At 69.4% G+C, this 17,566-nt stretch carries 21 protein-coding genes; 3 read left to right on the top strand and 18 right to left on the bottom strand.

Annotated features, from left to right (window positions below; all coding sequences use genetic code 11):
- Positions 1-38 precede the first annotated feature (38 nt).
- From ACFZ8E_RS04645 to ACFZ8E_RS04680, 8 genes are all read right to left on the bottom strand, one after another.
- Complete coding sequence (locus tag ACFZ8E_RS04645; RefSeq protein WP_405042150.1) at positions 39-2,525, bottom strand: hypothetical protein; 2,487 nt, start codon at positions 2,523-2,525, stop codon at positions 39-41.
- 315 nt (positions 2,526-2,840) lie between these two features.
- Entirely contained in the window at positions 2,841-3,989 is a 1,149-nt protein-coding gene (locus ACFZ8E_RS04650) for a metallophosphoesterase (RefSeq protein ID WP_405042151.1), read from the bottom strand.
- A 124-nt stretch (positions 3,990-4,113) separates the two neighbouring features.
- On the bottom strand, positions 4,114-5,226 hold the full coding sequence (locus ACFZ8E_RS04655) for an FAD-binding domain-containing protein (RefSeq protein ID WP_405042152.1): 1,113 nt from the start codon (positions 5,224-5,226) through the stop codon (positions 4,114-4,116).
- Between the two features lie 125 nt (positions 5,227-5,351).
- Positions 5,352-7,571: an aldehyde oxidoreductase molybdenum-binding subunit PaoC gene (gene paoC, locus ACFZ8E_RS04660; RefSeq protein ID WP_405042153.1), complete on the bottom strand. Its 2,220-nt coding sequence runs from the start codon at positions 7,569-7,571 to the stop codon at positions 5,352-5,354.
- A 4-nt stretch (positions 7,572-7,575) separates the two neighbouring features.
- Positions 7,576-8,526, bottom strand: a complete 951-nt coding sequence (locus ACFZ8E_RS04665) for an FAD binding domain-containing protein (protein ID WP_405042154.1) — start codon at positions 8,524-8,526, stop codon at positions 7,576-7,578.
- Positions 8,523-9,149, bottom strand: coding sequence for an aldehyde dehydrogenase iron-sulfur subunit PaoA (gene paoA / locus ACFZ8E_RS04670; protein WP_405042155.1), 627 nt, complete (start codon positions 9,147-9,149; stop codon positions 8,523-8,525). The genes ACFZ8E_RS04665 and paoA overlap by 4 nt, the downstream gene beginning before the upstream one ends.
- 978 nt (positions 9,150-10,127) lie before the next feature.
- Complete coding sequence (locus ACFZ8E_RS04675; RefSeq protein WP_405042156.1) at positions 10,128-10,370, bottom strand: hypothetical protein; 243 nt, start codon at positions 10,368-10,370, stop codon at positions 10,128-10,130.
- A 363-nt stretch (positions 10,371-10,733) separates the two neighbouring features.
- Positions 10,734-11,159 carry a helix-turn-helix domain-containing protein gene (locus ACFZ8E_RS04680; RefSeq protein WP_405042157.1) on the bottom strand — a complete coding sequence of 142 codons (426 nt, stop codon included), beginning with the start codon at positions 11,157-11,159 and terminating at the stop codon, positions 10,734-10,736.
- Positions 11,160-11,428: 269 nt separating this feature from the next.
- Here ACFZ8E_RS04680 and ACFZ8E_RS04685 point away from each other — a divergent pair, with 269 nt between their 5' ends.
- A complete protein-coding gene (locus ACFZ8E_RS04685) occupies positions 11,429-11,623 on the top strand; it encodes a hypothetical protein (RefSeq protein ID WP_147841329.1) in 195 nt (64 codons plus the stop codon).
- A 104-nt stretch (positions 11,624-11,727) separates the two neighbouring features.
- Here ACFZ8E_RS04685 and ACFZ8E_RS04690 read toward each other — a convergent pair whose 3' ends face one another.
- The 6 genes from ACFZ8E_RS04690 to ACFZ8E_RS04715 form a co-directional block, all read right to left on the bottom strand.
- The gene (locus tag ACFZ8E_RS04690; RefSeq protein WP_405042158.1) at positions 11,728-11,952 is read right to left on the bottom strand and encodes a hypothetical protein; all 225 of its coding nucleotides are present in this window, start codon (positions 11,950-11,952) and stop codon (positions 11,728-11,730) included.
- The gene (locus tag ACFZ8E_RS04695; RefSeq protein WP_405042159.1) at positions 11,949-12,320 is read right to left on the bottom strand and encodes a hypothetical protein; all 372 of its coding nucleotides are present in this window, start codon (positions 12,318-12,320) and stop codon (positions 11,949-11,951) included. The genes ACFZ8E_RS04690 and ACFZ8E_RS04695 overlap by 4 nt, the downstream gene beginning before the upstream one ends.
- Before the next feature lie 285 nt (positions 12,321-12,605).
- Positions 12,606-12,947: a hypothetical protein gene (locus ACFZ8E_RS04700; protein WP_244030201.1), complete on the bottom strand. Its 342-nt coding sequence runs from the start codon at positions 12,945-12,947 to the stop codon at positions 12,606-12,608.
- An 81-nt stretch (positions 12,948-13,028) separates the two neighbouring features.
- Positions 13,029-13,316: a hypothetical protein gene (locus ACFZ8E_RS04705; protein WP_147842436.1), complete on the bottom strand. Its 288-nt coding sequence runs from the start codon at positions 13,314-13,316 to the stop codon at positions 13,029-13,031.
- Between the two features lie 573 nt (positions 13,317-13,889).
- Positions 13,890-14,636: a Crp/Fnr family transcriptional regulator gene (locus ACFZ8E_RS04710; protein ID WP_405042160.1), complete on the bottom strand. Its 747-nt coding sequence runs from the start codon at positions 14,634-14,636 to the stop codon at positions 13,890-13,892.
- Positions 14,633-14,872 (bottom strand): DUF6894 family protein, encoded by a 240-nt coding sequence (locus ACFZ8E_RS04715; RefSeq protein WP_405042161.1) that lies wholly within the window; start codon positions 14,870-14,872, stop codon positions 14,633-14,635. The genes ACFZ8E_RS04710 and ACFZ8E_RS04715 overlap by 4 nt, the downstream gene beginning before the upstream one ends.
- Before the next feature lie 150 nt (positions 14,873-15,022).
- Between ACFZ8E_RS04715 and ACFZ8E_RS04720 the strand changes: the two genes are divergently transcribed.
- Positions 15,023-15,391 carry a chemotaxis protein CheB gene (locus tag ACFZ8E_RS04720; RefSeq protein ID WP_405042162.1) on the top strand — a complete coding sequence of 123 codons (369 nt, stop codon included), beginning with the start codon at positions 15,023-15,025 and terminating at the stop codon, positions 15,389-15,391.
- Here ACFZ8E_RS04720 and ACFZ8E_RS04725 read toward each other — a convergent pair.
- Positions 15,388-15,636, bottom strand: a complete 249-nt coding sequence (locus tag ACFZ8E_RS04725) for a hypothetical protein (RefSeq protein ID WP_243989252.1) — start codon at positions 15,634-15,636, stop codon at positions 15,388-15,390. The two genes, ACFZ8E_RS04720 and ACFZ8E_RS04725, sit on opposite strands and share 4 nt — an antisense overlap.
- A gap of 200 nt (positions 15,637-15,836) precedes the next feature.
- Between ACFZ8E_RS04725 and ACFZ8E_RS04730 the strand changes: the two genes are divergently transcribed.
- Positions 15,837-16,226: a heme utilization protein gene (locus tag ACFZ8E_RS04730; protein WP_147726341.1), complete on the top strand. Its 390-nt coding sequence runs from the start codon at positions 15,837-15,839 to the stop codon at positions 16,224-16,226.
- 75 nt (positions 16,227-16,301) lie between these two features.
- Here the strand turns inward: ACFZ8E_RS04730 and ACFZ8E_RS04735 are convergent, their stop codons facing one another.
- The 3 genes from ACFZ8E_RS04735 to ACFZ8E_RS04745 all read right to left on the bottom strand — a co-directional run bounded on the left by ACFZ8E_RS04735 (position 16,302) and on the right by ACFZ8E_RS04745 (position 17,551).
- Positions 16,302-16,493: a hypothetical protein gene (locus tag ACFZ8E_RS04735; RefSeq protein ID WP_147726332.1), complete on the bottom strand. Its 192-nt coding sequence runs from the start codon at positions 16,491-16,493 to the stop codon at positions 16,302-16,304.
- Positions 16,494-16,695: 202 nt separating this feature from the next.
- On the bottom strand, positions 16,696-17,076 hold the full coding sequence (locus ACFZ8E_RS04740) for a hypothetical protein (protein ID WP_405042163.1): 381 nt from the start codon (positions 17,074-17,076) through the stop codon (positions 16,696-16,698).
- 175 nt (positions 17,077-17,251) lie between these two features.
- Positions 17,252-17,551 (bottom strand): hypothetical protein, encoded by a 300-nt coding sequence (locus ACFZ8E_RS04745; RefSeq protein ID WP_147859067.1) that lies wholly within the window; start codon positions 17,549-17,551, stop codon positions 17,252-17,254.
- Between the last annotated feature and the right edge of the window lie 15 nt (positions 17,552-17,566).

Genomic DNA, 17,566 nt, shown 5'->3' on the forward strand with positions numbered 1-17,566 from the left:
AAGCCCCCGCCGCGTCGGGCGGCGAGGGCTCGGATGGGTCAGAGGCCGAGGAGGTGGATCCCGGTCGTCGCGGTGTGCGGCGTCGGGTCGACATGCGCGGCGTCGACGTGGCCGCCGAGATCGATCGCCGCGATCCCGAGATCGAGGGGCAGCCCGTGCGAGGCTCCCGCATCCGCCGATGCGGTCGCCGTGGGGGCGACGTCGAGGAGGTGGCCGACGAGCGCGTCTCCGCCCCCGCCGCCGGCCTGCGGGAAGACGATGCCGTCGCCCGAGAGCAGGCCGGCATGGAGCAGGCCGGGCTGATCGGCCGGCACCGCGATCGCGCTCGCCTGGACGGTGTGGGCCGGGTCCGCGCTCGGGGTCAGCACCGCGAGATTCGCCGCCGGCGTCGGCGTCGCCGGGCCGGCCGCCACGTCGATCAGGGGATGGGTCCCGGCATCGTCCGCCGCACCGCCGGTGAGACCGCCGAGGAGGCCGCCGACGGGATTGGATGCGCCGCCGGCGCCGCCCAGGATGCCGGTCACCGGCGAGAGAACGCCGTCGAGCGGCGTCCCCGCGCCGGCCCCGCCGACACCGCCGAGGGCCCCCGTCACGGAGCCGAGGACGCCGCTCGCGGCGTCCGCGACGTGCCCGAGATCGCCCGCGACCTGCCCGACCGCCGCCGGTCCGCTGCCGGTCAGAACGGCACCCGGCAGGTTGGCGACGTCCGTCAGCAGGTTGCTGGTGTCGCCGAGCTCGCCCAGCCCGACGGTGTTGCCGAGCCCGATCACCGAATGGACGGGATCGTTCAGGACCGGCACGTCGTGGCCGATCTGCTCGAGGCCGGCATGGATGCCGTCGATGACCCCGTTGGCGAGGTCGCCCACCGGCTGCAGCGGAGCGCCGGCGCCGAGGAGCGCACCCGTGGCGCCGGTGCCGGCGCCGCCGGTCAGCCCGCCGACGACCGACGTGACGGGAGTCAGGAGCCCGTCGACGGGCGTGCCGGTCGCGATCCCTCCGGCACCGAGACCATCGAGGCCGCCGAGGATCCCGGTGGCGGAGCCGACGACACCGCCCGCGGCGTCGACCACGTGCCCGACATCGCCGACGATCTGCCCGATCGCCGCCGGTGCGTTTCCGCTCAGGATCGCGCCCGGCAGGTTGACCGTTTCCGTCAGGAGGTTGCTGGTGTCGCCGAGCTCGCCCAGCCCGACGGTATTTCCGAGCCCGATCACCGAATGCAGCGTGTCGTTGAGGATCGGCACGTCGTGGCCGATCTGCTCGAGGCCGGCATGGATGCCGTCGATGACCCCGTTGGCGAGGTCGCCCACCGGCTGCAGCGGAGCGCCGGCGCCGAGAAGCGTGCCCGTGGCGCTCGTGCCGCCGCCGGTCAGGCCGCCCAGTCCGCCCACGAGACCGGTGACGCCGCCGAGAAGACCTCCGGCCGCGTTCGTCACCGCGCCGACATCGCCGAGGATCGGCGACAGCGCCGCCAGGCCCTCGCCGCCGAGGAGATTGCCGGGCAGGGCAACGACGTCGGTCACGAGGTTTCCGCTCTCGCCGAGATGGCCGAGGCCGATCGTCTCGCCGAGGTTGGTCAGGCCGTGCAGCGCATCGTTCAGGAGCGGGATCTCGTGGCCGATGTTCTCCAGCGTCGCGTGAATGTTGAGGACCGCGCCGTTGGCGAGGTTCGTTACCGGCGCGAGCAGCCCGTCCCCGGACAGCAGGCCGCCGGCGCTCGCCGCACCGGTCAGCGAGCCGACCAGCGTATCGACCGACCCGAGAACGTGGCCGAGATCGCCGAGGACCGGCGTGGCGGATTGGAGGCCGCCGCCGCCGAGGAGGGAACCGGGCAGGGTGGTGACGTCGGTCAGCAGGTTGCCCGCGGTGTCGAGATGGCCGAGCCCGAGGGTTTCGCCGAGGCCGGTGACGGCGTGGATCGGCCCATTGAGAACCGGGATCTGGTGGCCGACGGTCTCGAGCGTGGCGTGCACGTCGAGGACGGCCTGGTTCAGGATGTTGGTCGCGGGGCCGAGGATGCTGCCGCTGCCGACGAGGCCGTTGCCGGATGCCGGCACCGCGCCGACCGTCTCCGCCAGCGTTCCGGCGGCGGCGGCGACGCCGCCGGCATCGGTCAGCAGCGGACCGACCGCCTCGGTGCCGGTCGGGTTCGCGGCGACGCCGCCGAGATCGGTCAGAAGGTTTCCGGTCTCCCCGAGATGGCCGAGCCCGAGGGTCTCGCCGAGGTTGGTCAGGCCGTGGAGCGGTCCGTTCGCCGGAGCGACCTCGTGGCCGACCTCCTCGATCTGGGCGTGCGTCTGGAGGACGACCTGGTTGGCGGTGGCCTCGATCGCGTCGGGAAGCAGCGAGGCTCCGGTCTCCGTCGAGCCGCCGTCGACCGCGCCCTCGGTCAACGAGGCGATCGGGCCGAGGCTTCCGAGCTGGCCCGTCGACAGGGCGGTCGAGGACAGCAACGCGCCGGGGCCGGCGAGCCATTCGAGCGAGCGGGTGGACGAGCCGAGCACGGAAAGGGGGGATGCGGACATGAAAACCTCCAGGTTTTCGATGCAACCCGATCTGCAACCATTGGTTGCATAATCCCGGTTCCGTAGTAAATGCTGAGTGAACGGTGGAGCCCGTCCGAGCGTCCGGGAACGACGACTGTAGTTCGATCCGGGTTCGACATCGCCGAGTCTCGGGGCGTTCGGTAGGTCGTGAGTAATCTCCACTCTATCCAGACGAGCGCTTCGCGAGGACCCGACGGCCGGCCGATAGATCGGCCGCGTGATCGGGCGACGATCCAAGCCGGCTGCTGGGTGCATCCCGAGGATGATCGTCGATGGGGGTGATCCGACGTTCGCCTATCCCGGCGCCAGGGGCCGAGCGGGATCGATGGACGCGTCGGCGCGGCGCAGCGTGATGCGCGTCAGCTCGGAAGGTCGGCCGAGCCTGACGGCGAAGCCCGGCCACAACGCCGTGCCGTTGTTGACGTAGAGCGTCATGCCGCCGACCCGGTAGCGGCCCGAGACGAAGCCCTCGTTGGCGCGGGCGAACAGGCGGTCGAACCCGCGCATCGTCCCGCCATGGGTATGTCCCGACAGCTGCAGCGCGACGCCGTGCGCGGCCGCTGCCCGCGCCCCCTTCGGCTGATGATCGAGCAGGAGGACGGGTGCGTCCCGCGGTGCCCCTGCGAGCGCGGCGTCGAGGTCCGGACCGGGGTGTCCCGTATGCGGCGCCGACCGATCGGTCACGCCGGCGAGCACCAGGGCGGCGTCGCCCCGCCTCAGCACCGTATGCCGGTTCGCGAGCGCCGTCAGGCCGAGTTCCGAGTACCGCCGCATCCAAGCCGGGTAGTCGAAGAAGTATTCGTGGTTGCCGGGCACGAACCAGACGCCGTCCGGTGCACCGAGCCGGCCCAGGGGCTCGACGTCGGCGCGCCGCGAAGCCGGGGCGCCGTCGATCAGGTCGCCGGTGATGACGATGAGGTCCACGCCGAGCCGGTTGGACCGCGCGACGACCTCCCGGGTCCAGGATGCCGGGAAGAGCCGGCTGATGTGCAGGTCGGTGAGCTGCAGGATCGTGTAGCCCTCGAAGGCGTCCGGCAGGTTCTCGATCGCGATGTCGACGTCCTTGAGCGCCGGCACGCGCACGGCCTGCTGGACGCCGAGCGCCGACAGGAGCATCGCCGCCGTCGCGGCCCCGTAGCGCCATCCGGTCGGAATCGCCCAGCCGCCCAGGGGCAGCGAGACCAGCGCGATCACGTCGAGCGCGAGCTGCATCACCGCCAGCAGCAGGATGGCGCCGAAGGCCCAGTTGAACAGAACCACCAGCCACCGCGGAAACTCGGGCGCGAACACCGAGCCGGAGGAGAGGCGGCACCACAGGTGATACTGGGAGGCGACGAGCAGCAGCACGGCGATTCCGGCCTTCGCGGCAGGCGGGCCCGGCAGCGGCCAGAGCACCCGGGTCACGACGTACAGGCAGGGCAGGCTGAAGATCAGATGGAACATGGCGTTCCGGCTACGCTGAAAGCCGGGGTCCGGGCCAGAGCCGATGCGGGGAAATGCCGGCTTCGGCGCAGGTCGGGTCGTCGCGGCACCAGTCAGGCCGGCCCTGCATGAGCGCGCCGGACCGTCACGCTGCGGTCAGGCGCGGGATCGCGGAGCGCAGCCGGGAATATCCGCGGTTGGAGAGCGGCCACGCCGCCTCGTCCCAGGGGCGCCGCACGCGCACGACCGCCTCGGGCAGCATCGCCGCCGACGGGCCGACGGGCGCCCAGGCCGTGACGACGGGTAGCCCGGCCGACCAGCCGGTGTCGGCCGGTCCCGCCTCGCAGCCGAAATGGGCGGTCGCCCGGTCCAGCGCGTCCTGCATCGCGGCGTGATCCGCCGACCGGACGCGCTCGGACGCCCCCTCGGCATGAGCGAGCATGCCACCGATCCGCACGATGCGCGCCTCCCCGAGCGGAAGACTCTCCGGGTGCAGGTCGTCGAGATGCAGCAGCAGCGCGACGTCGCCGGTCGGCGGCATGGCGGCAGCCGGCAGAGGGACCTCGCGCGGTGGCATCGCCTCGTCGAGGGCGTCCGGGTACTCGTCGAGCCCTTCGGGATCGAAGCGGTTCTCGGTGTAGCGCCGGATGTTCTCGGCGCGCGCGACGTAGTGCTTGCCCCGGGTGTGCAGCCCCGCCACCCAGCGCCAGGACAGCGTGTTGCTCGCCGGATCGCCGTCGACGAGATGACGCATGAAGAAATCCGCACCCAGCGCCCAGGGCAGGCGCAGGGTGAAGATCCAGATCGAGGCGAACCACATCCGGGCGTGATTGTGCAGCCAGCCGGTCTCGACGAGGTCCCGCGCCCAGTCGTCGAAACCGTCGATGCCGGTCCGGCCCGCGATCGCGGCCTCGTAGGTCCGGCGCAGGCCGGGCTCCGCGGCGAGCCGCGCCCGATCCGCCGTGGCCAGCGCGAGGGCGTCGGTCCAGGCGGTCGGGTGGGTCTCGAGATGACCCTTGAAGTAGGTCCGCCAGAAGACCTCGGAGACGAACTTCTCGGTGCCGCCGTCGCCGAACGCGGCCTGGGCGGCGGCCACCACCTCGGCTTCCGTGATCAGGCGGCGCCGAAGGTAGGGCGAGAGCGCCGACGTGGTCGGCCGCGCGTCCGGTCCGCGGTCGGTGTTGCGGGCACCGGCATAGTCGACGGCGGCGTCCGCGAGGAAGGCCGACAGGCGGTCGAGCCCGGCGGCACGGGTCATGGGAAAGCTGCGATCCATGCCGTCGAGCTAGCGCGGCGGCGCGCCGGCTTGGATGCGACCGATTCCCCGAACCCCGGCGGAGGCCGCCGGGGTGTATCCAGTGTCGAGCATGGCGCGATCGCGCGTCAGGCCGCCTCGGGCATGCGGTCGAGGAACTTGTCCAGGGTGAGCGGATAGTCCCGCACGCGGATGCCGGTGGCGTTGTAGACGGCATTCGCCACCGCGGCGCCCACGCCGCAGATCCCGAGCTCGCCGACGCCCTTGGCCTTCATCGGCGAGGACATCGGATCGACCTCGTCGAGGAAGATCACCTCCTGATGCGGGATGTCGGCGTGCACCGGCACCTCGTAGCCGGCGAGGTCGTGGTTGGCGAAGAAGCCGCGCTTGGTGTCGACCGTCAGTTCCTCCATCAGCGCCGAGCCGGTGCCCATCGTCATGCCGCCGATGACCTGGCTGCGGGCCGATTTCGGGTTGAGGATGCGCCCGGCCGCGCACACCGCGAGCATGCGCCGGACCCGGATCTCCGCCGTGTCGGCATCGACCCCGACCTCGACGAAATGGGCGCCGAAGGTCGATTGCTGCTGCTTCTTGGAGAGGTCGCCGAACTCGATGGTGTCCTCGGCCGTCAGCTCGCCCCGGTTCGCGGCCTCGCCGAGCGGAACCGCACGGTTGCCGGCCCGCACCTGCCCGTCGGCGAAGACCGCGTCGTCGGAGTTGATGCCGAGACGCTGCGCCACCGCCTCGCGAAGCTTGACGCACGCCGCGTAGACGCCAGCCGTCGACGAGTTTCCGCCGAACTGGCCGCCCGATCCCGACGAGACCGGGAAGGCGGAATCGCCGAGCCTGACCGCCACCTTGTCGAGGGTCACGCCCATCATCTCGGCGGCGGTCTGCGCGATGATGGTGTAGCTGCCGGTGCCGATGTCGGTCATGTCGGTCTCGACCGTGACGGTGCCGGCTCCGTCCAGCCTGACCCGCGCGCCCGACTTCAGGACCATGTTGTTGCGGAACGCCGCGGCCATACCGACGCCGACGAGCCACTGCCCGTCCCGCACCTGGCCCGGCCGTGCATTGCGCTTGGACCAGCCGAAGGTTTCGGCCCCCAGCTTGAGGCAGCCGACGAGGTCGCGGTGGGAGAACGGGCGCTTCGGGTCCTGCGGGTCGACCTGGGTGTCGTTGCGGATGCGGAATTCCACAGGGTCGATCCCGAGCTTCTCCGCCATCTCGTCCATGGCGACCTCCAGGACCATCAGGCCGGGCGCCTCGCCCGGCGCCCGCATGGCGTTGCCCTCTGGCAGGTCGAGATGAGCGAGCTTCATCGCGGTGAGCCGATTGGCACCGGCGTAGAGCAGCTTGGTCTGGCTCACCGCCGTCTCGGGATCGCCGTCGGGCAGGTTGCCCGACGTGCTCTCGTGGGCGATGGCGGTGATCGTGCCGTCCTTGGTCGCGCCGATGCGCACGCGCTGGATCGTGGCCGGGCGATGCGTGGTGTTGTTGGCGATGAACGGGCGGGTCAGCGCCACCTTCACCGGGCGCTGGAACGCCTTGGCGGCGAGGGCTGCGAGCACCGCGTCGGCCCGCACGAACAGCTTGCCGCCGAAGCCGCCGCCGACGAAGGGTGAATCGAGGCGGACGTTCTCCTTCGGCACGCCGAGGATCTTGGCGAGGCTGCCATGGCCCCAGCCGATCATCTGGTTCGAGGTCCAGAGCGTGACCTTGTCGCCGTCCCAGGCGGCGATGGTCGCGTGCGGCTCCATCATCGCGTGGCTCTCGTCGGCGGTGGTGTAGCGCTCGTCGAGCGTCACCGGCGCCTGCGCGAACGCTCCCTCGAAATCGCCGACGCGTTCCTCGCCGTCGCCGCCGCTGCCCTCGCTGCTGTCGCCGGGCACGGGCGGCGCGCCCTTCGCCTCGGCCGCGAGATCGAACTTGCCGGCCTCGGGCGCGTAGTCGACCGTCACGAGAAACGCCGCGGCGCGGGCCTGCTCGAACGTCTCGGCGACGACGACCGCGACGGCCTGGTGGTAGTGCTGGATCTCGTCGCCGCCGAACAGGTAGGCGGCGTTCATCATGCCCCGCTCCAGCCGGGGATGCTCCAGGGTCGTCACGACGCCCACGACCCCGGGCGCCGCCTTGGCGGCCGCCGTGTCGATGGCGCGGATGCGGCCCTTGGCGATGCTGGACCCGAGCACGTAGCCGTAGGCCTGGTTCGGCACGACGTCGTGGCGCTCGTAGGCGTAGGGCGCGGTGCCGGTGGTCTTGTACTTGCCATCGATGCGGTCGGTCGGCTTTCCGACGACCTTGAGCTGGTCGATCGGGTTTTGGCCGGCGGGCTGATCGAACTTCATGGCTTCAGGCCCTCGCTTGGTTGAGCGCCGCGGACAGGGTCCGCTCGGCGAGCGTCAGCTTGTAGGCGTTCGCGTGCGTCGGCGCGGCGCCGGCGAAGACCTGCTCGGTCACCGCCTTGGCCCCCCGCGGCAGGTCGGCCTCGGCCGCCTCCACCCGCCAGGGTTTCGGCGCCACCCCGCCGAAGGCGACGCGGCCGGACCCGTCCCTGCCCAGGATCGCCGCCACCGAGACCAGCGCGTAGGCGTACGACGCCCGGTCGCGGACCTTGCGGTAGAGGTGCGTGCCCGCCACCGGCTTCGGCAGCGTCACCGCCGTGATCAGCGCGCCGGCCGCGAGCGTGGTGTCGCGCTCGGGCGCGTCGCCCGGCAGGCGGTGGAACTCCTCGATCGGGATCGTCCGGGAACCGCCCTTTGCGTCGATGGTCTCGACGGTGGCGTCGAGCACGCGCATCGCCACCGCCATGTCGCCGGGATGGGTGGCGATGCAGGCGTCGCTTCCGCCGATCACCGCCAGCTGCCGGCTGACCCCGTCGAGCGCCGAGCAGCCGGAGCCCGGCCGGCGCTTGTTGCAGGCCTGCGCGGTGTCGTAGAAGTACGGGCAGCGGGTGCGCTGCAGCAGGTTGCCGGCGGTGGTCGCCTTGTTGCGCAGCTGCCCCGAGGCGCCGGCCAGCAGCGCGCGCGACAGCACGCCGTAATCCTTCCGGACACGGGCGTCGGCGGCGAGGTCGGTGTTGCGCACCAGCGCGCCGATGCGCAGGCCGCCCTCCGGCGTGGCCTCGATCCGGTCGAGCCCGAGCCCGTTGACGTCGACGAGGTGGGTCGGGGTCTCGATCTGCAGCTTCATCAGGTCGAGCAGGTTGGTGCCGCCGGCGATGAACTTGGCGTTGGGCGTGCGCGCCACGGCGGCGGCGGCCTCGGCCGGCGTGCTCGGGCGCTCGTAGGTGAACGACTTCATGCGGGCCTCCGGCCGGTCTCGAGGCCGGCGACCTCGCTCATCGCCTCGACGATGTTGGAATAGGCGCCGCAGCGGCACAGGTTGCCGCTCATGCGCTCGCGGATCTCGGCCTCGGTGACCCGGGTCGGCGCGGTGAGGTCGGCGGTGACGTGGCTGGGGATGCCGGCCCGGATCTCGTCGAGCACGGCCACGCCCGAGCAGATCTGGCCGGGCGTGCAGTAGCCGCACTGGTAGCCGTCGTGGCGGACGAAGGCGGCCTGCATCGGGTGCAGGTCGTCGGGCTGGCCCAGCCCCTCGATGGTGGTGATCTCGGCGCCCTGGTGCATCACGGCGAGCGTCAGGCAGGCGTTGATGCGCCGCCCGTCGACGATCATCGTGCAGGCGCCGCACTGGCCGTGGTCGCAGCCCTTCTTCGAGCCGGTCAGGTGCAGATGCTCGCGCGCCGCATCGAGCAGGCTGGTGCGGGTGTCGAGCTCGAGCTCGCGCCGCTGGCCGTTGATCGTGAACCACACCCGCGCCAGGACAGGGCGGTCGCCGGACGCAGCGTCGGCGCGGGCGCCCGCGGGAAGGGTGGAAAGGGCCGCGGCGGCGGTCGCGCTGGCGACCACGTCTCGTCGGCTCATGTCGAATTCTCCAGGCGGTGCCATCATGGTCTCCGAACCTGTTGCGGGGGGCGACGACGCGCCCGAAGGCCGTCCGTCGGAAGCAGAATGCCCAGGGCAACTCCGGCAGGCTGGATAAGCTCCAAAGTGCCACCGGCTTCGGTCCGGTGCTCGGCACGGACATTTCGCCCCGGCATCCCGCGTCGGGATCGCCTCGCCTGCCGCATCCGGGGTGTCGGCGGCTCCCGAGGACGCGGCACCGACCCCGGTCGCCCGGTTCGGTCCGTCGCGCGTTCGCGCCTTCAATTGGTCGCACACTTCCGGGTGCCGACGCGTCGGAATCTCAAGAACCCTGCTTCCGCCGCCCTGATGGTCGCGGGATCGGCGGTAACGAGGAATCCCCGACATCGCCCAGCGAGGCGAAGGGCCGTGATGCCTCGCACATGTGATGATGATACACACGCGCGCCACCTCTCGGCTGACCATGCGAAGGCCGTGCGTTCGTCCGCGATGATGCATCGGGGATAGCGCGACTGGCCGGGCACCGTCTCGATATCGTCCTCGGTACCTTAGGCGATGCGGATCGACGACCGCCCGCCCGGTCGACGCCCGAGCCGACGTCGTGTGGTGGGTTCGATTCCGGCGTGGCCTCGATGCGCGAGGTGAAGGTCGGCGCGACGATCGGCGATTTCGTCGTCGAGCCGACGCCGCGCCCATCCGACTGCCGTTGCAGCAGATCCGATCGCCCAAGGCTCGATGATTCGGTCTCGATCATCGTGCGGCCTCCGTCACGAGGAGACAGGCTGCGCACGACAGGGTGGTTCAGGTCGAAATCGAGACGCCGTCCGTGCGGCGTTCGGGGATGTCGCGACGCGCGTCGCGGTCATCGGCGGCGCGCCTCGTCTCACCGATCCGCAATCGCGATCCGCCGGCGACCGTATCGGCTGCGCCGGCGGGCGGGCCGCCGAACGCAGATCGTGACGCCACGGGAGCGCGGACTCAGCGAGCGGGCACGGCCTCGGCGACCACCTCGACGACGCGGCGCGGCGCGACCGGCTTCGTGGCGGCCACGGGCTGAGGCGTCGTGGTCATATCGCTGACGGAACGCGTCTGCTGAGACGTCCGGGCCTGCTCGCGGTAGAGCGGCGGGGTGAGGTTCAGGGCGTCGCCGGCCATCGCCGCGCCGGCGGAGACGGATGCCGAGGCGAACGCGATGAGGGCGAGGGCGTGGGTGAAGCGCATGACGGATCTCCGGTTGGGTCGCTTGCAGAGCCGACCGACCGAGAGATTGAACCACAGAATTTGTGCGTTGCGATATGTGCATTTTGCAACGCAACATAATGCGAGCGAAGGCCAGTTCTTCTTTTATAATTCCGCCCCCGGACGCACTCATCTGTCCATCGCAACACTTCGCTATGCATTCGGCGCATACGGCATTAAATCGGTATCACGACGTCAAATTATCTTTTCGGAGCCCGAAAAAACAATTTTACCAATAATGTCGCGATACGTTCAGTCGCTCCCGAGCCCGCTCTTTCTCTTCAGGGCATCACAGGCGGCCCCGGTCAATGACTGACCTCGCGCGCGGCGCCATCGGTCGCGCATTCAATCGACGATCGCTGAATCAACCCTCTTCGTGAATTCGGCGTCGAGGGTTGCGGCGGATTTGACGATGGCAAGGACACCTCGGCGCGTCGCCTTGTCGGAGATGCCGGCAAACGTCCTGATCAGGTCCATCACCTCGGAATCCTGTAACAGTTGCTGAATCGACTCGCGGCCATCGCCGATCTCTGCCGGAGCGTCGAAGAAGGTCGAGACCGGGACGCCCAGGAAATCCGCGATCGCCTGAAGCCGGGCGGCACCGACACGGTTGCGTCCCTTCTCGTATTTCTGGACCTGCTGGAACGTGACCCCGAGAGCCTGCCCGAGCGCGGTCTGGCTCAGACCTTGAGCGGTCCGATACGCCGCGATGCGGCTTCCGATCGATCGGTCGCCGCTGGTCGCGAGCTTCGGCGCATGGATGGGGGTCATTCTGGCATTCGCTTTCAGGTTGGAGACGACTCGACCAGCGTCGCTGCTGATCCGAGCACATCCCAATACGCATTGCGCGCGATTGAGTTTCGCGGCTGCGATCAATCCTGGGTTGCAGAAATGTCATAGCTTGGCCTTGTGACGAACGGCCGAGCGGATCGCGTGCCGGCCCCGTGGAGGCCGTGCGCCATGCACGGTGCCGCGAGGTTCTGCCGCACCGACGAAGCGAGCGGTGCGGCGTTGCCCGCGGCGAACGTGAAGGAGCTGGCATGGCCGACAAGGCAGACGTGACGACGTACATCCTGAAGCAGGCGCTGGCGGCCAAGGTCGGCGACCATGTCGAGATCGCGGTTGAGGCTGAGGACGGGACGCGGTTCAAGATCCGCTCGTCGTCCGAGCAGCTCGACGCGCTGGTGGGCGACCTCGACGGCATCCTCGATGCCGACGACGCCGACGCCGCGTAAGGCTTCCCAAGAACGGTCCGCCTCCGCATCCGCGGGGGCGGACCCGTGCCCCGTTCGACCGAGGCGTCCGGCGGCTCGACCGCCCCCGGGCCGGCCGCCACGGATCACGGTCTGAGGCCGGCCGCGCGAAGTTCCCGCTCGACGGCCTCGTAGACCAGAGCCATGCCGTCGTCTGTCGGCGCGGCCTGCTTCCCGGCCACCGTCGTCGGCTCGACGCGGTCCGCGACGGTCCGCGGCGGGTGCCGTGTTCGAAGCTCGGCGTACTCGACAGGGTGCTGCGGCCGTGCTCCGGAGAACAGCGACTTGAGCTTTTCCCACGCGCGCGTCATGCGGTCGCCGCCTGCCGCATCGGTCCGGCCGCACGGGACGCATGCATCCTTTCACGCCCGGCTCGCGACGACGATGTGCCTGCGATCTCCCGAAGGAATGCGGACACCGCGCCATCGGACAGCCACGCGTCGACGGGGCGGGACGTCGGTTTCTCCGGCGCCTGCCGGGCAGAGGCCGCGTAGCTCCTCGCGATGAAGGTCGAGCGCGTCATGGTATGGGCCGGGTCGGTTCGCGGCGTCGCCGCCTTGAGGAACGGCTCGCTTCCCGGCACCCCGTCGAGCGCGGCGATCTCGGTGTAGACCGGCCAGCATCCGAACCCGCCGCGGTCGTCGGCGAGATCGCAATCACCGTAGGCGATGTCGAGCACGCGGGTACCCACACCCGTGGTTGGCAAACGTAATGTCGGCTCAACGACACATAGAGATGGCCGGAATAGCAACCCTCTATCGCGGGTGAGATCTACATGAGGCGACGACGCTCGGCACTGACGACAAGCTCAAGCCGACGTCTGCAGCGACAAGCCTGTCTCCGCGGCGGTGGTCGTCGGATCAGGCAAGGTCCGATCGACGGTCTTCAGCAAGTCCGGATGCCTGCTCTGGCGCATATCGAGCCAAGCACCCGCGCGATGCTGGACTTCCCCCCGAAGGCAGCGTCACGCTGCGATGGCCGGGGACGTCATCGTCGCGGATTGACCCTCGGCGACCTTCCGGCTCGCGGCATCGATCGTCTTGCGAAGGATGACGATCGTGTCCTCGACCGCGGTCTGGGTCGACAGTTTCGCCCCTTCCGGGCCGGTCAACGTTCGCAGGGCGCGCACGAGCGAATGCTCGAAATGGTCCAGTGCCTCTTCGGCGCGGCTTCCCGACAGCTCTCCGAGCCGCACCAGGGCGACCTGCAGGGCGACGCCGAGAAAGCCCTCGATCGCCCGCTTCTCGAAGGTGGCGCTACGGTCGACGGTCATGGTTCGATCTCCCGAAGCATCGTCCGTGATCACTGGATCACGGACGATGCTTCATCTTGTTGTGAGATGGCATTGTCTTCACGCGAGCCGGCATCCGTCTCGCTCGAAAATGCACTAGGCAGCGCGCGCCGACGACCGGCGACCATGCGCCTGGTCCATGATCTCGGCGACGCGCTCGCCGACCGCCAGAGCGATGGCGTCCGAGCGTTCGCCTTCGGCGCGGGTGCGGCAGACCCCCGTGAGGACGTCGGTGACGCGCTGCTCCATCACGGCCAGCAAGGCGGCCGCCGCCTGCGGCTGCGCCCCCTGTACCACCGCCGCGAGGTCGTAATAGGCGTCCTCGACAAGACGGAGCGTGAGGCGCTCGACCGCCTGTTCTTCGGATTGCGCAAGACCAATCACGTCGGCACCCGTTCTCGTCGATCTACTGACGCAACTTTCGATTGTAATGGTTAACAAGTGGTGAACGTGCCGTCGGTTCGGTCGAGAGCGGCAGGACACCTTAAGCGGACGGCGTCGCGTCGGCGGAAGGCCGCAAGGTCGCCCTAAAAGCTCAGGAGCCGGCGGATCCGGTGAGGCGAACGGGTCCAGCGATCGTCGGGATCGCCGCGGCTGGCGACAGAGGCCACGGCGACCATCAGGGCGCAGGGCATGATCAGTGCGGCGATCAACGGCAGATACATGGACCGACCACAATCTTGAGTTGTCCTAGGTGTCCCGTGTGGTGGTGAGCGCTTTGTTAAAGCCGCGGCGTCCCGCCGTCTTTTGCTTGCCGAACCCTGCATCGTGGCCGACGATGCTTCGCCTTTCACATCGTCTGCGTGCCGTCTTCAGTCTCAGCTTGCCGCCCCCCGTGACGGCATTGCCGGCATCGTCGTGCGCCATCCTCTCGGGCCAAGTTTCGGACGCGCCTCTCCGACGCGCGACGGCGACCGCTCCGGCGTGCCGGCGTCCAACCGATCAGACGATGTGCAGTCAGACGATGTGAAGGTAGGCGGGATCGAACTCGGCGACCGTCTCGAGGCCGTCCCAGTCGTGGATGATCAGCTCGCGACGGTGAAGCGTCACGAAGCCGAGCTTCCTGAGTTCCTGCAACGAGCGGTTCGCGTGCACGGAAGACAGGCCCAAAGCGTCGGCGAGTTCGGCCTGGGTCAGCGGCAGCACGTACCGGAAGTCGTCCGCTACGCCGACCGTCCTGAGCCGGATGTACATCTCGCAGAACAGGTGCGCCATCCGGCCGACCGCCTGGCGCCGGCCGAGGCTGATCACCCGCTCGCGGCAGCGCGTGGCATCGATCAGCGTATCGCGCCACAGGGCCATCGCGAGGGAGGTGTTCCGCTCGATCAGCGCGCGCATGTCGCTGTGCGCGACGAAGGCGACCGTGGTCTGGGCGATCGCCACGAGCCCCTGGTCCATCACGTGCAGGTGCAGGCTCTCGATGTCCGGGATGTCGCCGGGCACGTAGAAGGCGAAGATCTGGCGCTGTCCGTTGGCGAGGCTGCGGCAGCGATACGCCCATCCGTCCATCACCAGGCAGCACTGCTTGGGCACGTCGCCTTCGTGAACGATGCTGGTGCGTCCGCCGAAGGTTCGCACCGTGAACGACAGGTTCTCGATGTCGGCGCGATCCCGAGCCGAGATCTGCGCCGTGCTCTTCAGCTTGCGGATCAGCCATGACGCTGGGGCGACCGATGGGAGGCCCGAGTCGGGGGCGTCGCTCACCGATCGACCAACCAGAGGCCGGTCAGGCTCAACGTCGTCGTGAACACCGGATGCCGGTCCGCATCCCTGGCGATCACGGTGAAGGTGTGCCGGTCGCCGTTCCCGGTCTCGAACCGTGTGATCTCGGGAAGGATCTGCATGGCGGCACTTCGAACCGCGTCGAGGTCGGCGCATTCGGTTCCGGTCTCGTCGATCCGAAGGTCGCCGTCCGCGATGTCGAAAAAGTAGCGTGGCAACGTCGTCTCCGATGGACGGGAGGCAGGCGCCCCGATCGGCAAGCCATGGCTGGCGATCGGGGCACCTACGAGCCGCATAGCGAAGGCGGCGCGCTTTCACTCCATCATAAGTTAAATCGCGCAATGCTGGGTTGATGCAGGCTCGACGCGATGGGCTCGGTCGGCATCATCGCCGCCTCGACGGGCGGTCTCGCTCCGCCTCGGCAAGTCGTCGGCGCACGCCCGGTCCCGAGTACTGAATTCGGCTCGACCGCGGACCCGTTGTTCATCGCGGCAGCCGAAAGCCACGGCGAGCACGCCGTCGGCATCGTGCTCCGCGGCTACGACGGCGACGGCGCGGAAGGCCTCCCGATCATCGAGGAGCACGGCGGCGCGGCCCTCGTCCAGAAACCCGAGGACGACGCGCAGCCCTCGATCCCCTGGGCGGCGATCCTCGCCAACCCTCCCGATGCCTGCCCGTCGGTCGAGGCGATCGCCGACCGGGCGTCCGCGCGTTGGCGCGGGCAGGCGGACGGCTAAACGGCCGACAGCCGCTTCGTGTTCTCGGCGACGTGCTCGCGGTATCGCGCCACGACGACTTCGGGCGAGCCGCCCATCATCAGGGTGCCCGCGGCCTCGATGCTCGCCTGGATCTTCTCGGCCACCATCGAGTGCATCTCGGCCATGCCCTCGCGGCCGCCCCAGGCGAGCCGCACCAGGCGCAGCTCGATCACCTTCTGGGATTCGAAGGCGAGCATCATCGACGAGAAGAAGGGATTGTACACGGGACACTCCACACCGCTGACAGGTGCGGCGGGGGATCAACCGGCCCAAGCGCCGAAAAGGTCCGCGGCCCTAACGCCATGGTTGCCGGCTCGTCGAGAGATGGCGAGCACGGATGACGAGCGCGGAAACCCTTCGGCCGGCTCCGCCGTATCCCTGGTTTCCGGCCTTCCCTCGGCCGCCCTCACGCGAAAAGCGGCTCATGTCTCGCATCTCCGTCACCGTTCTCGCCGGCTGCGTGCTCGCAGCCCTGCTCGTTCCGGCCGAAGCCGCGCGGAAGAAGGTCCGGGTCCCCGATCGGTTCGACGGCTCGTGGACCATCACGGCCGTGACCGAGGAAGGGCCGTGCCCGGCGAGCACGCGCTATCAGGTTCAGATCAAGGATAGCGACGCTTCGATCCCAGGCGACGAGATCGACGTCGACGGCGGCGTCTCGCAGGGCGGAACCGTGCAGGCCACGATCGTCAAGGGCGCGAACCGGGTGCCGATCGCGGGAACCCTCGACGCCGCGGGCAGCGGCAGCGGAACCTGGCGCACCACCGGCGGCATCGTCGGTTGCAGCGGACGGTGGAGCGCCAGGCGCTCCGGCTAGGTCGCTCGACGCTTCGGCCGTCAGAGCCGGATCGCGGTTGGCGATCGTGTCGCGGATCTCGCAATCCGGAACCTTTCAGCCGCGCTCCCAGGTCGCGTGCTCGTCGGAGCCCTCCGGGTAGGGGGCGGCGCCGATCGGCTCGCCACGATCACGGGCGTAGCGGCCTTCCTGGCTCACGAAGACGGAGACCGTTGCGAAAACGACATCGTGCACCTCCGGGCGACGCCGACGATGCGGAAAGATCGTCCAGCACCGGCTCGTCTTCATCCTTGGGCTCCTCACCGGCGTCGACGTGCCAGCCCAAGGGGCGGGAAATCGACGAGGAAACCGAGTTCACGCCGATTCCGAACTTCGGTCGCCGACGGGATCGACCGCTCGGCGGATCCGCAGGAGCAGGAACGGAAGTAGATCGGACCTCACCGATCCTCGCGGCGCCACCGACGATGCGGCCGAGCCCGAAGACGCGCCGTCAACCGAAGAACGATCCGACGGACGGCAGGGCGGTGCTGGCTTCGACTTTATGGGCGGCGACGCGAACGTGCGGAATGCGGGTGAGAGCGTCCCCGTACTGAGCGCGGATGTGCTCCGGGACGAGCGGCAATGCCTTCAGATCGGCGGAGGTGAGCCGGGCGGCGGCGCGGTGTTCGAGGTTCGACATGGCGGATCTCCGGTTCGGGGACACCGACGGTGTAGCTGTCAGCGCTTGCGTTGCACCATAGATGGGGCTCGCAGTGCTGCGGTGCAGCGAGAACGGCTGCCGCGCGGCGATCTGACCGTCCCGAACGAAGCCGATCTCAGAAGCTTCCCGTCGATCGCACGGCAGGCGCCGGAACGCATACTCGTCCACCATGACCTGCTCATGAAGCCTCGGCTTCGCGAACCCGCAGATCCTCTCCACGCCGCGAGGCGGAGATTGGGTCGATTTCGGATTTGACTGAGGAACGGGAAGTCGACGCATGAAAATGGCCCTGCAGGACAGATGCTGCAGGGCCATCGGATCGGACGTCTGAGATCGCTTTCGGGCTTCAGCAGTCGTTGCTGCCCGGCTTCACCACTTGGCCCTCGGCCGGCTTCTGCTCGCCGTCGGCGGGCTTGGTGCCGGCACCGACGTTGTTCAGGGCACCGACCGTTCCGGGGGTCTCAGCCTTGGCGCCGGGGGTCGTCTTCGCCGTCGAGGTCCCGTCGGCCATCGAGCTCTTGTCGGCCGAAGACGACGTGCCCTGGTTGTTGGTGGTCGTGCCCACCGCACAGGGGGCTGCGACGGACGCGCCGGCCGTGAGCATCAGGATGGCGGCAGCGCCAGAAAGGGTCGTGAACTTGGTCATGTTTCCTCCGGAGAT

Origin of the sequence: Methylobacterium sp. HMF5984 (genome assembly GCF_045033435.1) — a bacterium.
Taxonomy (GTDB): Bacteria; Pseudomonadota; Alphaproteobacteria; order Rhizobiales; family Beijerinckiaceae; genus Methylobacterium.

Excerpts from the sequence above, each read along its gene's own strand:
- ACFZ8E_RS04655 (WP_405042152.1), bottom strand. The coding sequence starts at position 5,226 with ATGACCCGTGCCGCCGGGCTCGACCGCCTGTCGGCCTTCCTCGCGGAC.
- paoC (WP_405042153.1), bottom strand. The coding sequence starts at position 7,571 with ATGAAGTTCGATCAGCCCGCCGGCCAAAACCCGATCGACCAGCTCAAG.
- ACFZ8E_RS04645 (WP_405042150.1), bottom strand. The coding sequence starts at position 2,525 with ATGTCCGCATCCCCCCTTTCCGTGCTCGGCTCGTCCACCCGCTCGCTC.
- ACFZ8E_RS04650 (WP_405042151.1), bottom strand. The coding sequence starts at position 3,989 with ATGTTCCATCTGATCTTCAGCCTGCCCTGCCTGTACGTCGTGACCCGG.
- ACFZ8E_RS04675 (WP_405042156.1), bottom strand. The coding sequence starts at position 10,370 with ATGCGCTTCACCCACGCCCTCGCCCTCATCGCGTTCGCCTCGGCATCC.
- ACFZ8E_RS04745 (WP_147859067.1), bottom strand. The coding sequence starts at position 17,551 with ATGACCAAGTTCACGACCCTTTCTGGCGCTGCCGCCATCCTGATGCTC.
- ACFZ8E_RS04685 (WP_147841329.1), top strand. The coding sequence starts at position 11,429 with ATGGCCGACAAGGCAGACGTGACGACGTACATCCTGAAGCAGGCGCTG.
- ACFZ8E_RS04720 (WP_405042162.1), top strand. The coding sequence starts at position 15,023 with ATGGGCTCGGTCGGCATCATCGCCGCCTCGACGGGCGGTCTCGCTCCG.
- ACFZ8E_RS04680 (WP_405042157.1), bottom strand. The coding sequence starts at position 11,159 with ATGACCCCCATCCATGCGCCGAAGCTCGCGACCAGCGGCGACCGATCG.
- ACFZ8E_RS04665 (WP_405042154.1), bottom strand. The coding sequence starts at position 8,526 with ATGAAGTCGTTCACCTACGAGCGCCCGAGCACGCCGGCCGAGGCCGCC.
- ACFZ8E_RS04740 (WP_405042163.1), bottom strand. The coding sequence starts at position 17,076 with ATGGTGGACGAGTATGCGTTCCGGCGCCTGCCGTGCGATCGACGGGAA.
- ACFZ8E_RS04690 (WP_405042158.1), bottom strand. The coding sequence starts at position 11,952 with ATGACGCGCGCGTGGGAAAAGCTCAAGTCGCTGTTCTCCGGAGCACGG.
- paoA (WP_405042155.1), bottom strand. The coding sequence starts at position 9,149 with ATGAGCCGACGAGACGTGGTCGCCAGCGCGACCGCCGCCGCGGCCCTT.
- ACFZ8E_RS04730 (WP_147726341.1), top strand. The coding sequence starts at position 15,837 with ATGTCTCGCATCTCCGTCACCGTTCTCGCCGGCTGCGTGCTCGCAGCC.
- ACFZ8E_RS04735 (WP_147726332.1), bottom strand. The coding sequence starts at position 16,493 with ATGAAGACGAGCCGGTGCTGGACGATCTTTCCGCATCGTCGGCGTCGC.